Origin of the sequence: Sphingobium nicotianae (assembly GCF_018603885.1) — a bacterium.
Lineage (GTDB): Bacteria > Pseudomonadota > Alphaproteobacteria > Sphingomonadales > Sphingomonadaceae > Sphingobium > Sphingobium nicotianae.
In genome coordinates this window covers 252,831-265,873 of sequence record NZ_JAHGAW010000002.1, presented here as the reverse complement: position 1 = coordinate 265,873, position 13,043 = coordinate 252,831, and the positions used below count along the sequence as shown (strand labels likewise).

Genomic DNA, 13,043 nt, shown 5'->3' with positions numbered 1-13,043 from the left:
TCATTTGCCCGGCCCATTATCTTGCGCGAAAAGCCGAGCCCCAAACCTGCCCTTCAATTTGGTGACGACAGCGAGAACATACCGTCGTTGACGCCAGGCAGTCGGACTGTGGTAAAGGCCAACGGCCTGCCAATAGTCGCCGGTCGCGGCGAGTGCTGAGAGGAAGATCCAGCGCGCTGCGTCGACATTGAAGCAGGGGTGATGGGTCAGCCAGTAGCGAATATGAGCGGGCTCGCGCCCCGTCCGCGCAGCTATCCGTCCAACCCACCAGCTGTTGACCTGCATGGGTCCCAGATCGTGCGTGCCGTTGCTGTTGAGGATCTGCGCCCCAACCCAGCCGCCTTCCTGATCCCGCAAACCCCAAAGGGTCTTTTCCAGCCAGGGCCGTCTCGAAGCCGCCTGGCGAATGCAGGCGGCGATCTCTGCCTCGCCGGATGCCGGTCGGCCAGGAGCGACGGCTCCGACCGGCTGAGCGACCAGCGCAAATGCGGCGCATGGGATGCAGCGTCTAGCGATCATGACCGTCGCCTTGACCCGGCGCTCCTTCATTCCGGGCAGCGTGTGTCGGCGCATCTCCGTGAGCTGTCAGGGCTGTTTCAGGTTCAACTGCGCCGGGCCCACGGGTCAGCGAAGCGATCCAGCGATCGGTTGCGTGCACAAGCGAGTATGCCCGACCAGCGAGATGCGCGGCGATGCCATCAGGTTTTCGCGCTGTCAGCGCCCGTCGCTCGGCACGATCGCTGCGCTGCTGCTCGCGCAACCTGTCCAACGGCCCTCGCAGACGGTCACCGCGCGATCGAACAGACTCCCGATCAAGGCGCCCCAGCCCTTCGAGCGCCGAGCTTTTCTCGCCAGACCGGCGTTCCAGCCGGTCGACAAGCCGCTTCTCGTCCTCGGTCCAGAGCTTGACCCCAAAGCGCGCCCTTGTAATCGCAGTGTAGTAGTTCTGGCCGGTCACCAGGGGCGAATTGGTCGGCGCCAGTACATAGACGCGGTCATAGGTCTTGGACTGGGCCGAGAAGACGGTCTCGGCATAGCCGTGATCCCAGTTCTTGTAGGTCGACAGGTCGACCTTCTGTATCCGTCCGTCCCGGTCCCACCGGATGGTCGCGTTCGCGCCTTCGAGCGCCTCGACGGTGCCGCGATCGGCATTGCGGATGTCGAGATCATGATTGACGAGGCGCCACTGGACACGGTCGCCGGCGGCAAGGTCGCGTTCCTCGCTACGGAAGACATTGACCCGGGACGCGCGACCGAGCCGCGGATCCCAGTCGATCCGTCGGCCATGCTCATCGACGATGCGGACCATCTGCCGGCCTCGCTCGTTTACGGTGACCCCGAGCACGCGATATTCGCTGTCGCGCGCGATACCAAGACCGACATTGTCGCGGGCGAAGACCAGGACCTGACCGCCCGAGTAGAAGCGCGCGATCTGCTTCTCCTGGTCGCTCATGCCCGTCGGGGTCAACACAGTCAGCCGCGCCTCCTCTGCCGCAACCGCGCCCTCGGTCTTCAGCGCCTCACGCACCTTCATGTTCACAATGAGGCGTGTCGCATTCTCCAGGACGAGGATGTTGGTGTTCGCCCGGTTCTCCGGCTTGAGGCGAGTCCACTCGGCGACCAGGCTCTCGGCGAGCTTGTCCGCACCCTCCCCGCTCGTCACCTTGTCCAGATTTTCCAGAGAGCCGGCATAGTTGTGAAGGCGCGCCTGCGTGACGGCCGCCTTCATTGCGCGGGTCTCTTGCCGGACGGACTCGGTGAGCTCCGCACGTGAAAGACCGAGGCGCTGCATCAGCCAGAAGGCTTTGCCCTGCTCGATCGCGCCTGTCTGACGATTATCGCCCAGGAGAATGAGCCGCGCGCCAGTAGTCCGGCTGATTTCCAGCACGCGCAGCGCCTGGCGATTGCCGAGCTGGCCGGCTTCATCGAGCACCAGCACATGGCGATCGTCGAGGGTCCGACCACCACTCGCGACGAGGGAGGCGACCGTGCGGGATTCGATCTTCGCGCTTGCCCCGAGATTGGTGGCGGCCGACGAGGTCGGGGCGAGCGCGATCAGGACCGTATTCTGGTCAGCCGCCTCATTGAGAGCACGGACCAAGGTCGATTTCCCCGCGCCGGCGACGCCGTGCACAGCCACCACCCGATTGTCGGTCGTACCGATATGAAGGAGTGCCGCCTCCTGCGCAGAGTTCAGACCATGGGCAGCGCTTACCGCCTTGAGGTGCTCGGCCGTCGCGATTGGCGCAGCGTCTCCCAGGGCAAGAGACAGATGATCTGATAGCGCCAGTTCGAGCCGCGCGGTCCGCCGCGATGTCCGCCCCCTGATGTGCGTGCCCTCACCGGTTGGATGCCTCGTCTCGAGCAGCTTTCGCTGCGCTTCATGCACCTGCGCCAGAGGTATCACATCCTCCAGCCGAACCTCACCCACATGGGAGGCCAGTGCTCGGGCCAGCAGCCGACCAAGATTGTTGACTGCCTCGCGCCCCTCCTCCTGGCGCACGCCGAACAGCATGGCGCGGGCCGATGTCGCGGCGTCAGCATGGAGGGTCTCTTCACCGCGCTCGCCCGCACCGGCCCTGACGGCCGCGACGGCTTCCCGATGCGCACCCAGGCGTTGCTCCCATTGGTGGTGGAGCGTCTCGAGGCTCGCCTTCCGTTTGGGGCCGCGTGTCTCGTAGAAAGAAACGCGGCGCGCTGCCTGTCCGGTAAGCCCATGGTCTTTCGCATGGGCCTCGATCTGCTCGGCGCGCTGCGACATGGCCATGATGAGCGCGCGAGGCACGCCTTCGATCTCGAACAACCCTGAGCGGGGGTCGAACGCGATCTCATAGCCAACTTCCCGCAGCTGATGGGCGAGTTCGTTCCGGTAGACCTGGCCGGCGACCATCTGTTCGGCAAACATGGCGCGGGTCTCAAGGCTGGCCATGGGATCACCGTCCATGCGGTTGGTCATGTTCATGACGACCACATGGGTGTGAAGATGGGGGTCGAGCTCGCGGGAGGCATGCTCCGTAAAGCGCGCGAAAAGAAGCCTGGCTGTCGTCTCGTACCGGACCTCGCCGTCCATCCGGTGCCGCAACGTGGCATGCTCCTCGAGATAATCGAGCGCAATCCCGACCGCCTTTTCATGGGCGACGAGGATACGGTCATCGCCCGCCACCAATGCCATGATCGACACCGACTTGGGCGCATTCACGGCAAAGTCCCAGCCGGGATGATGCTCGATGCGACCATCCCTGCGGTGACGCCCGAGCTGCTGGTCACCCACTTGGCCGGCGAGCAGCGCCTCGAATGTTTCGGCGTCGACCTTTCCTTCAAGGCCGAGTTCTTTGGCGATCGCCCCGCCCCACTGGGACGGTTCCAGTCCGCGCTTGCAGCGCCGGAACTTTTGTTTTCGGGGGCACAACCTGACTGGATGAACAGCCCGAGACAGGCGACTGACATCGTAGCTAGCTGCCTGAACGGCAGAGCAAGGATCATGCGGCCCATTGAACATCCGCGATCAACGGATGGGCGAGCGCGTCAAAGCTGTCCATCAAATCCTCTCCTGACAGTCCCACACGCTTCTCGTTGCTGATCAAGCGATGGGGACGATCACCATCTTGTCGGTCCGGCCGTACGGTGTGAACCCAAGAAAGTTTGAGGTAGCGATCTCTAAAATACTATCACCTGTGCCCCGGTGCGATGATCTGCCCAATAGCTGTTGCGTGGTCAGCAATCCTCGCGGCGTGAAAGAGGAAGAGAGCCGCGAAGCCGACGGGCCGGCCGTCAATTTCGGCCGAAAAGTCCTGAAGGGTGGTTCCCATCTGTGCGCAGAGAATTGTTGCCAGCGATATCGTCCGGCCGCCCGCTACCCGCAGACCATCGACACGTCGACGTCTCACATCGGCTTCAGATGCGCCGCTGACGGAACCGATTGATCTATCTTATGAGCAGGGTCTCAGGCGACGTTCCCGAGGTCAAGTATGAAGACGTCGATGCGACGGCGCCATAGAATTGGAGAGATTTATGTCTGAAAATGTCGTTTCCCGTCGCCGACTGCTCGGCCAGTCGATCGGCCTTGCCGGCACCAGTCTCCTCGGAAGGGCAGCCGCCGCCAGGCCGGCTACGAAGAGGCCTGCAGGGCGGACGCGCAAGCAACCTAACATCCTGTTCATCATGGCCGATGACATGGGGTATGCTGATCTTTCCTGCTATGGTCGCCGCGACTATGAGACGCCCGCGATCGACAGCCTCGCGCGCGATGGCCTGCGCTTTCTTCAGGGCTATGCAAACTCCGCCGTCTGCTCGGCGACACGTACCGGCCTCATCACCGGCCGATATCAGAATCGCCTGCCCATCGGTCTCGAGGAGCCGCTTGGCGCGCGCGACATCGGTTTGCCACCCGCTCACCCCACCATGCCCTCGCTTCTCCGCAAGCTCGGTTATGGCACGACGCTCATCGGCAAGTGGCATCTGGGCCAACTTCCAAACTATGGCCCGCTCAAGAGCGGCTACGATCACTTCTGGGGCTTTCGCGGCGGTGGCGTCGATTATTTCACCCACGAATTTGCCGGCCGGCACGACCTGTGGGACGATGATCGGGAAGTCCATCAGAAGGGCTATCTGACCGACCTGCTGGCCGAGCGCGCGCTCGATGCGATCACCGATTATGCCAAAGGCGAGCAGCCCTTCTTCCTCTCACTGCACGTCAATGCGCCGCACTGGCCATGGGAAGGGCCGGCCGACGAAGCCGAGGCGACCCGGCTCGACGCGAACGGCAAGCCGGCCGCGCTCATGCATTATGACGGCGGCTCGCAGCGCATCTACGCGCAGATGGTGACGCGGCTCGACATGCAGGTGGGGCGCATCCTCGCGCGGCTCGACGATCTGGGCATTGCCGACGACACGATCGTCGTCTTCACCAGCGACAATGGCGGCGAGCGCTATTCGGACACCTGGCCGTTTACGGGGCGCAAGACCGAGCTGCTGGAAGGCGGTCTGCGCGTTCCGGCGATCGTGCGCTGGCCGGCCTTCGTGAAAGTCGGAACGGTCAGCGATCAGGTGATGATCTCGATGGACTGGCTGCCCACGCTTCTGGCCGCCGCAGGAGGCGCGCCGGATCCCGCCTATCCGAGCGACGCCATCAATTTGCTGCCGCACCTCGCCGATCCGTCAAGCCAGGCTGAGCGCACGCTCTGCTGGCGCTACAAGCATCTGGACCAGCAGGCCTGCCGCGTTGGCGACTGGAAATATCTCAAGATCCTGGAGAACAGCTTCCTGTTCAACGTGGTCGATGATCCGCTGGAACGCGCTAATATGAAGGATCGCCTGCCCGAAAAGATGGCGCAAGTGAAAGCCGCCTATGACGCGTGGGACAGGCAGATGTTGCCCATCGATTCTAGGTCCGCGACAAGCGGATATGACGCCTCGAATACGGCAGACCATTACGGCGCCAAGAGGCCTAAGGGTGTTGATGCCCACTGAAAATCGGCCGTAATTTCGATCGAGAGCTTAATTCGGATTCATCCTTGGCTATGGCGAGCCAAGAGCAATGGGTGGGTGTAATTTTGCGTCTTTCTGCGCCAGCTTTTGTAGCAGGCTAGGTCAGCGCGCCTCTGGTTGAAGGGCACTCACCCAAAGCGACGCGGTAAAATTTCTTAACGTCGCCATCAAAGACACATTTGCCCGTCGACGGAAGTCGCTTCTTAATGTGCCTTATAAACGCATGACTGGTGACAGGCCTCGCCTCGACAGGATGAGTATCCAAAATTAGGCCGACGCCGGCCTTCCAACTTCACCTGAATGAACGGCCGCTATCGGGCGGGCTCAATTCGATCACTAATGTCCGACATCAGGGCGGGAGTTCCTGATCAGTGCCCCTTCGAATAGAGCGGCGCTTCGCTATCGTCAGGCACTGCCGGGTCCTGCTTCTCCAGTGCGGCCATGCCGGAAGGCAGCTCGAACGGAAGCTTGCCCTCCGCCCGCGTGTTACCGACGATGACATCAAGTATCGCAGCATCACTGGCGCCGAAGGTCGCAATCAAAAGCTGCACCTTGTCGCGGATGTTGGTGAGGATCGCCGGGCGGTCCAGGTTTATCGCGACAGCAGTCGGAACTGCTGCGGAAGCCCGCTTTATCGCCTCATAGTCCGCCTGCCCGTCCTGGAAGTCCAGTCGGCCCTCATTCTGTCGGCTACCGAAAAAATGATAGGGGTGCAGCATCTCGAACGGCGCATCGACGCGCAAAATCGCGAGATCGGCCAGTGCTAAATCCTCAACCACGGTGAAGCCATGCGCACGGGCATCGGCCGGATCGACTTTGTAAAGCCAGACCTTGCGGCCGGCCGCTACGGGTAGAAAGCCGCCCTTATTCTCGAGTACTATCTGCGCCCGCCGCTGGGCCTTGGCAGCTTCAGCGTGCGTATCCGGATCATTCACAATCTTCAGCGCAGCTGCTTCGTCGACATAGGGATTGTCGAACAGTCCAAGCTGGAATTTGATCATCAGCACACGCCGCACCGAAGCGTTGATGTGGGTGAGCGATATCTTGCCTGCCCTGTACGCGGCGAGCAGGATCGCGCTGTCCGCCACGCCGCCGAATTGGTCGATGCCCGCGTTCACGCCCTTCGCGAACCGATCCTCCTTGGACATCGCCTCGACGCCCCATGGCATCGCGATCGCGTCAATGCCTTGCGGTTTCCCCCTGGCCGGCGCGCTGCAACTGGTCGGACAGTCGTTGGTGATGGCCCAATCGGAGAGGATGAGTCCGCGATAGCCTTTCTTGTCGCGCAGGAGATCGGTCAGCAACTGATGGTTGAAACCCGCGCCGACTGGCTCGAGCGGCCTGCCATCGAGGGTCACGCCCTCGATGACTGGATAGGTCGGCATCACGCCGGCTGTGCGGAAGGCCAGCGCATCGTCAAAGGCCGAGACATGCTGGGCGAAGCTCGCATTGTCGAGCCGGGCGACGCGGCCATAATAGTTATGCCCGTCAAATCCTTCCGGCTGAGCACCATAGCCAACCCAGTGTTTGACGACCGCCGCGACGCCATTCCGAGTCAGGCCCGTCCTGCTCCCTTGAAAGCCTTCGATATAGGCACCGACGAGACGAGAGACCGCCTTTGGATCGGAGCCGAAGGTCGCCGTGGTGCGCGGCCAGCGCGGTTCGGTGGCGAGATCCGCCTGCGGCGAGAGCGCCATGTGGATGCCCGTTGCCCGATACTCCCGGCGTGCGATCTCACCGAAGCGTCGCACCAGCGACAGGTCGCCAATCGCCGCAAGCCCCAGTGTCTCGGGCCAGAGAGAGAAGCCGCCACCCTTCGTGCTCGCGCCGAAAACTGCCTGGAAATGATTGCGCGGGTCGCTGCTGAGCGTAAGCGGGATGCCCAAGCGCGTGCCCTCGGCGATGCGCTGCACGGCATTATTCTCTCGCGCCATTTGATCGGGTGCGACCGCAAGGCGCGTGATGAAGCTCGTCACCTTTGCCTCACCAATCAGCCGGGCGCTTTCCTTGGCATCATAATGATCGCCGTCATGCCCTAGCGGATCGCGCGAGGGCAGCGTGGCATGCATCATCGTGCCGACCTTCTCTTCAATCGTCATGCGCTTGAGCAGATCATCGACGCGCACTTCGTCAGTCAGCCGCTTATCCTCATAGGGATCGAGGCGCCCATTATGATTGAGGTCGCGGAACGTCTTGGTCTCAGCCTCTGCTTGAGCCGTGGCGGGGAGAGCCTGCGACGCGAGGCAGCCCATGAGTGCCAAAGAGACGATGCGCATTTCGAACCCGTTGGATGGAAGCCGTGTCGACCTCGACGAACACAGTCTTTCTCTGCGCGTGGCCGTGCCGGTCATGGGAAAAGTGCCCGTCATGATCCGCTGCGAGCCGCCTGCCCGGCGCGCAGGGCGAAGAAGCAGATCAAAAGATAGCAGACCGCAGGGACAGCCAATGCGGCATGATAGCTTGTCCATTCGGAGACCTGCCCTACCAGCAGGGGAACGAAAGCGCCACCGACGATCGCGGTACAAAGCAGGCCGGAAATCGCCTCTTCGCGCGCGTCGGAGCGGGCGAGTGTGAGGGTGAAGATCACCGGAAACATGATGGAGTTGAACAGGCCGATCGCAAGCGCGACGAAGCCGCTGCTCACGCCGCCAACACAGGCGACATAGACGCAAGCGAGCGCCGCCAGACTGGCAAAGATGGCGAGCAACTGCTCAGCCCGGAAGCGCGAGAGCAGCAGCGAGCCGATCGCACGGCCGACCATGGCGCCGCCCCAATAGAAGCCGACCGCCTTGCCGGCTTCCTCAACCGACACGCCGAGAATGCCGTCGCTTGCCATGACCTGCCCGAGCAGGGGCACGGAGAAGGCGGCGTCCGATCGGCCCCAGATTGCCGGATCGTTGAGGAAGGCGGTCATCTGCGTACCGATCGCGACTTCCGCCCCCACATAGAGGAACATGGTGAACGCACCGAACAGTGCCCAGCGCGACGCCAGCGCCTCGCGCAGCAGCCCCGCCGGCCCGACTCGGTCCGCCTTTGGCGGCGGCAGGGCCGCATTCACGACGCCCCGGCAGAGAAACATGAAGACGGCGAGCGCGACGAGCAGCCCGCAGAGCATGAGATAGGCGGTATCGATGCCGCCCAGCGCCTTGGCCCGGACAAGATTGGTGACGACCGTGCCCTCCTGCACCTCCAGCCCCTTGAGGAAGAGATGCGCACCCAGGATCGGCGCGAGGAAGGTCGCGAAGGAATTGAAGGTCTGGCTCAGCGTGAGGCGGAAATGGCTGAGCTTTGGGTCACCCAGCGCCGCGACCAGCGGATTGGCGGCGACCTGGAGAATGGTGATGCCGCTCGCCAGGATGAACAAGCCGACCAGCACGAGCGGGAAAATCTCGACATTGGCCGCGAGCAACATGGTGAGACAGCCGGCGACCATCATGGCCAGCGCGCAGAGGATCGCGCCCATCGGCCGCAGGCGCGTAATCAACCCCGCCGCCGGGAAGGAAATGAGCCCATAGGCGAGGAAGAAAGCGAAGGCGACGAGCTGCGCCTCGAGCCGGGAGAGCGTGAAGATGCCCTTCACCGCCGCGACGAGCGGATCGTTCAGCGCGGTGATGAAGCCCCATGCGAAAAAGAGGCAGGTGACGATCCCGAATGCCAGCCCTGCGCCGCGCGCCGGCCGCCCATTCACCCCTGCCTGTCCACCCGGGACATATCCTGCGGCCATGTCGTCATGCCTCCCCTGATTATGGTCTGGCAACTCTGATGCCCGAAATTGACAGCGCTGTCTATCGGGGCGTTGCTGATAGATTGCCCCGGCTTGAAGGCCTTCATCCGACTGGGATCAACATGATCCGCCTCGGCGCCTGTCCGAGATAGAGCGCGGCCCCGCCCCGCGCGCGGCCTCCAAAGCCGCGACGGAGGCCGATCCGCTATTGCCCGACCGGCCCCGCCGAGCCACGCACGATGAGATGGCAATTCTGCGGCGCCGGCTCTTTCACGGCCTTGCCGTTGCGCGAGGCGATCAGGGTGCGCACCGCGATATGTGCCATTTCCGCGATCGGCTGGTGCATGGTCGTCAGTTCCGGCCAGACGCTCTTGGCGATCCAGCTATCGTCGAAGCCGACGACGGAGAGCATGTCCGGTATCTTGATGCCGAGTTGTGCGGCGGCGGTGAAGATGCCGGCCGCCATATCGTCATTGGCGGCGAAGATCGCGGTCAGGCGCGGCTCTGCTCGCAGCAATTGGCGCCCCGCCCCGATGCCGGAAGTGAAGGTGAAGTCCCCTTCCGCCTCCTGGATCTCGCCCGGCTCGACACCACGCTCGGCCAGCGCGGCAAAGAAGCCGTCGTGCCGCCACATGCTCGCGCCGTGAGACGCGGGACCACCGACGAAGCCGAACCGACGATGCCCCAGATTCCACAAATGCCGCACGACATCCGAAACGGCCGCCTGATCGTCGGCCGAGACGGTCATCGAGCGGCCGGGAAATTTATTGGGCGCGATCCGCACATAGGGCAGGTTGGCGCGCTCCAGCGCATCCAGCACGGCCGGGCTGTCCGTCGCCGGCGGCGTCACCACCATGCCGTCCATCCGCCGATGCTGCAGCATCGCCTCCATCGCCTGGCCGATAGTGGGGCTGGCGGTATCGACATTCTCGATCACGAGCTGATAGCCGGCCTGATGGCAGGCATCGAGCGTGCCTTGCAGCACCTTCATGGTGTAATTGGGGCTGGGATTGTCGAACAGCAGGCCGATGATGAAGGACCGCCCCGACGAGAGCGAGCGCGCGGCAAGATCGGGCTTGTAGCCCAGCGCCTCGATCGCTTCCTCGATCTTGGCGCGCATCTGCGGGCGCACATTGGGCTCGTCGTTCAAAACGCGCGAAACGCTCTTGGTCGAAACCCCCGCTCGCAGCGCGACATCGGCAATATTGGCTTTTCTCATCGTCTCTCCAGTAGCCGGGCCACCCTTGTTGCAGGATGGCCCGCGATCGGTAATGCACCGCTCCTCCCTCCTGGAAAAGGTGCATGCCGATGTCCCGTGCCCATCGCATAATCGACAAAGGCGGCCAGATCAATTGACAGCGATGTCACTTTTTGCATAGTCCGCATGATGAGAGCATCCTAGCGCGTGCATCCCGCGACGCGACCCGGCTGCCCGCGGCGACAAGGGAGAGATGGGATGAGCAATGCGCAGACGAGCCGGCGTCGGCTTCTCAAAAGCCTGCTGGCAGGCGCGGTCCTCCCGCTGGCCGGGCCGGCCCTCGCCCGCTCCGTGCCCAAGCGCGTGCCCAATTTCATCGTCGTCTTCTGCGACGATCTCGGCTTTGGCGATATCGGCGCCAATGGCGCGGATCTGGTCAAGACGCCCAATCTCGACCGGATGGCGGCGGAGGGCACAGTTTTTACCGACTTCTATGCCAGCGCGAACCTCTGCACACCCTCGCGCGCCGGCCTGCTGACCGGCCGCTATCCGATCCGCACCGGCCTCGCCAAGGGCGTCATCATGCAGGATGAGGCACGCGGCCTGCCGCTCTCCGAAGTGACCATCCCCGAGGCGCTCAAGCAGACCCACAAGAGCGCGCTCATCGGCAAATGGCATCTGGGCCACACCGCGCCCTACTGGCCGCCGACCAAGCATGGCTTCGACTATTTCTACGGCCTGCCCTACAGCCACGATATGGTGCCGCTCTCCGTATATGAGAGCAGCAGCCCGGACGCGGTCAAGACGGTGATCGAGAAGCCCGACATCGCCGATCTCCAGCAGCAATTTTACGGCCAGGCCGAGCGCTTCATCCGCGCCAATGCGCAACGCCCCTTCTTCCTCGATCTGGCGCTCAGCGGACCGCATCTGCCGAGCGAGCCGAGCGCCGACTATAAGGGGCGCAGCGCGGCTGGCGATTATGGCGATGTCGTCGAGGAGATTGATGCAATCGTTGGCCGGCTTCTCGCCCTGTTGCGGGAATTGAAGATCGAGAATGACACGCTGGTGCTGTTCACGTCGGACAATGGCCCCTGGTTCGAGGGATCGGCCGGCGACCTGCGTCAGCGCAAGGGCGGCGGCGGCTATGATGGCGGCTATCGCGTGCCGATGCTCGCTTGGCAGCCCGGCACCGTGCCGGCCGGCCGCAAATCCAACGCGATCGGGATGAGCATCGACTTCCTGCCGACCTTCTGCGCCATGGCGGGCCTGCCCGCGCCACAGGGCGTGACGCTGGACGGGCTCGACATATCGGACATGCTGACGCGCGGCGGCGCGACGCCGCACAGTGAATTGCTGCTGTTCAACGACGAGGATGTCGTGGCGGTGCGCACGCAAGACTGGAAATATAGCGTCGCGGCCTATTATCGCGGCATGCTGTTCGGTCTGGAGGGGCGCGGCTATCCGCAGCTCTACGACATGCGCGTCGACCGATCCGAGCGCTATTCGGTGGCGAGCCGCCATCCCGACATCTTGGCGGCGATGCAGGCGCGGATGGGCCGGGCACGCGCCACCTTCGATCCGATGCGGCAGGGGCCGACCACCATCTTCGCGCCCTGGCTCAAGGGCGGCGGCGCGGCCCCGCACTGACCCGGGGCTTCACTGGCCCCGGATGACGCAGCGAAAGCCGATATGCGTTGTCGAGGTGTCGATCATCTCGGGATGGCGCGCCGCCGGGCGATAGCGCTGGCAATAATTCTCGGCGCAGAGATGCGAGCCGCCCTTCAACACCTTACGGCCGATGCGGACCTGCGGCTGATCGGGGTCGAAACTCTCACGCAGAGTGCCGCCGCGCGGATTGTTGAGCGAGCAGCAGTTCTGCTTGTCGCCCTTCTTCTTGAGCACGGCCGGTTGCGCCCACCAGTCCTGTGTCCATTCCCAGACATTGCCGATCATGTCGTACAGGCCATGGTCGTTTGCCGGGAAGCTGCGCACCGGCGACGTCCGTGCCCAGCCGTCCAGCAAATCATTCGTGTTGGGGAAGATGCCCTGCCAGTAATTGGCGAGCATGCGTCCCTCGGGCGCGAGTTCGTCGCCCCAGGCATAGTCCCACTCGTCATGGCCGCCGCGCGCGGCATATTCGAATTCCGCCTCGGTCGGCAGCGCCTTGCCCGCCCATTTGGCATAGGCCAGCGCATCGGCATAGGCGACATGCACGACCGGATGATCGGCCAAGCCATCCAGATCACTGTCTGGCCCGAGTGGGTGGCGCCAGTCCGCCCCGAAGACGAAATGCCACCAGGCGCCAGGATCGCCAGTGCCGACCGGCACCGAAGGCTGGTGGAAGACCAACGATCCGGGCTGGTCCATGCCGGGAAGCATGCCGGGATAGTCCTTGGGATCGGGCGCGATCTCCGCGAGCGTAACATGCCCGGTCTCCGCCACGAAACAGGCGAACTGGGCATTGGTGACCGGCGTTTCGTCGATCCAATAGGCCTCGATCTTCACCCGGCGCAGCGGCGCTTCCTCGGGATAGAAGCGCTCCGAGCCCATGGTGAAGGTGCCGCGCGGAATGAAGCGCATTCCATCGTGCGTGGAGGCAGGACTGGTCCGTTGCTGCACTGTCATGCCGCCATC

General features: G+C 63.5%; 8 protein-coding genes and 1 pseudogene. 3 read left to right on the top strand and 6 right to left on the bottom strand.

The genetic code is table 11. The features are described 5' to 3' along the window. Both KK488_RS04020 and mobF read right to left on the bottom strand, forming a co-directional pair. A complete protein-coding gene (locus KK488_RS04020) occupies nucleotides 1–519 on the bottom strand; it encodes a lytic transglycosylase domain-containing protein (protein WP_250890050.1) in 519 nt (172 codons plus the stop codon). After that, entirely contained in the window at nucleotides 509–3,409 is a 2,901-nt protein-coding gene (gene mobF, locus KK488_RS04015) for a MobF family relaxase (RefSeq protein ID WP_432653832.1), read from the bottom strand. The genes KK488_RS04020 and mobF overlap by 11 nt, the downstream gene beginning before the upstream one ends. 292 nt (nucleotides 3,410–3,701) lie before the next feature. On the opposite strand from mobF, the pseudogene KK488_RS04010 reads away from it, so the two are divergent. Further along, nucleotides 3,702–3,923: pseudogene (locus KK488_RS04010) on the top strand (SUMF1/EgtB/PvdO family nonheme iron enzyme); the annotation flags it as partial. An 88-nt stretch (nucleotides 3,924–4,011) separates the two neighbouring features. Beyond that, on the top strand, nucleotides 4,012–5,469 hold the full coding sequence (locus tag KK488_RS04005) for a sulfatase family protein (RefSeq protein ID WP_214621840.1): 1,458 nt from the start codon (nucleotides 4,012–4,014) through the stop codon (nucleotides 5,467–5,469). 386 nt (nucleotides 5,470–5,855) lie between these two features. Here KK488_RS04005 and KK488_RS04000 read toward each other — a convergent pair whose 3' ends face one another. The 3 genes from KK488_RS04000 to KK488_RS03990 form a co-directional block, all read right to left on the bottom strand. Then, nucleotides 5,856–7,763: a glycoside hydrolase family 3 protein gene (locus KK488_RS04000; protein WP_214621839.1), complete on the bottom strand. Its 1,908-nt coding sequence runs from the start codon at nucleotides 7,761–7,763 to the stop codon at nucleotides 5,856–5,858. Nucleotides 7,764–7,852: 89 nt separating this feature from the next. Then, on the bottom strand, nucleotides 7,853–9,211 hold the full coding sequence (locus KK488_RS03995) for an MFS transporter (protein ID WP_214621838.1): 1,359 nt from the start codon (nucleotides 9,209–9,211) through the stop codon (nucleotides 7,853–7,855). A gap of 205 nt (nucleotides 9,212–9,416) precedes the next feature. Then, the gene (locus KK488_RS03990; protein WP_214621837.1) at nucleotides 9,417–10,430 is read right to left on the bottom strand and encodes a LacI family DNA-binding transcriptional regulator; all 1,014 of its coding nucleotides are present in this window, start codon (nucleotides 10,428–10,430) and stop codon (nucleotides 9,417–9,419) included. A gap of 237 nt (nucleotides 10,431–10,667) precedes the next feature. Here KK488_RS03990 and KK488_RS03985 point away from each other — a divergent pair, with 237 nt between their 5' ends. Continuing rightward, a complete protein-coding gene (locus tag KK488_RS03985; RefSeq protein ID WP_214621836.1) occupies nucleotides 10,668–12,056 on the top strand; it encodes a sulfatase family protein in 1,389 nt (462 codons plus the stop codon). A 9-nt stretch (nucleotides 12,057–12,065) separates the two neighbouring features. Here the strand turns inward: KK488_RS03985 and KK488_RS03980 are convergent, their stop codons facing one another. Then, the gene (locus KK488_RS03980) at nucleotides 12,066–13,034 is read right to left on the bottom strand and encodes a formylglycine-generating enzyme family protein (RefSeq protein ID WP_490166838.1); all 969 of its coding nucleotides are present in this window, start codon (nucleotides 13,032–13,034) and stop codon (nucleotides 12,066–12,068) included. Between the last annotated feature and the right edge of the window lie 9 nt (nucleotides 13,035–13,043).

Bases quoted from the DNA above. Each gene is read 5' to 3' on its own strand.
- KK488_RS04020 (WP_250890050.1), bottom strand. From the start codon at position 519: ATGATCGCTAGACGCTGCATCCCATGCGCCGCATTTGCGCTGGTCGCT.
- KK488_RS04005 (WP_214621840.1), top strand. From the start codon at position 4,012: ATGTCTGAAAATGTCGTTTCCCGTCGCCGACTGCTCGGCCAGTCGATC.
- KK488_RS04000 (WP_214621839.1), bottom strand. From the start codon at position 7,763: ATGCGCATCGTCTCTTTGGCACTCATGGGCTGCCTCGCGTCGCAGGCT.
- KK488_RS03995 (WP_214621838.1), bottom strand. From the start codon at position 9,211: ATGGCCGCAGGATATGTCCCGGGTGGACAGGCAGGGGTGAATGGGCGG.
- KK488_RS03990 (WP_214621837.1), bottom strand. From the start codon at position 10,430: ATGAGAAAAGCCAATATTGCCGATGTCGCGCTGCGAGCGGGGGTTTCG.
- KK488_RS03985 (WP_214621836.1), top strand. From the start codon at position 10,668: ATGAGCAATGCGCAGACGAGCCGGCGTCGGCTTCTCAAAAGCCTGCTG.
- KK488_RS03980 (WP_490166838.1), bottom strand. From the start codon at position 13,034: ATGACAGTGCAGCAACGGACCAGTCCTGCCTCCACGCACGATGGAATG.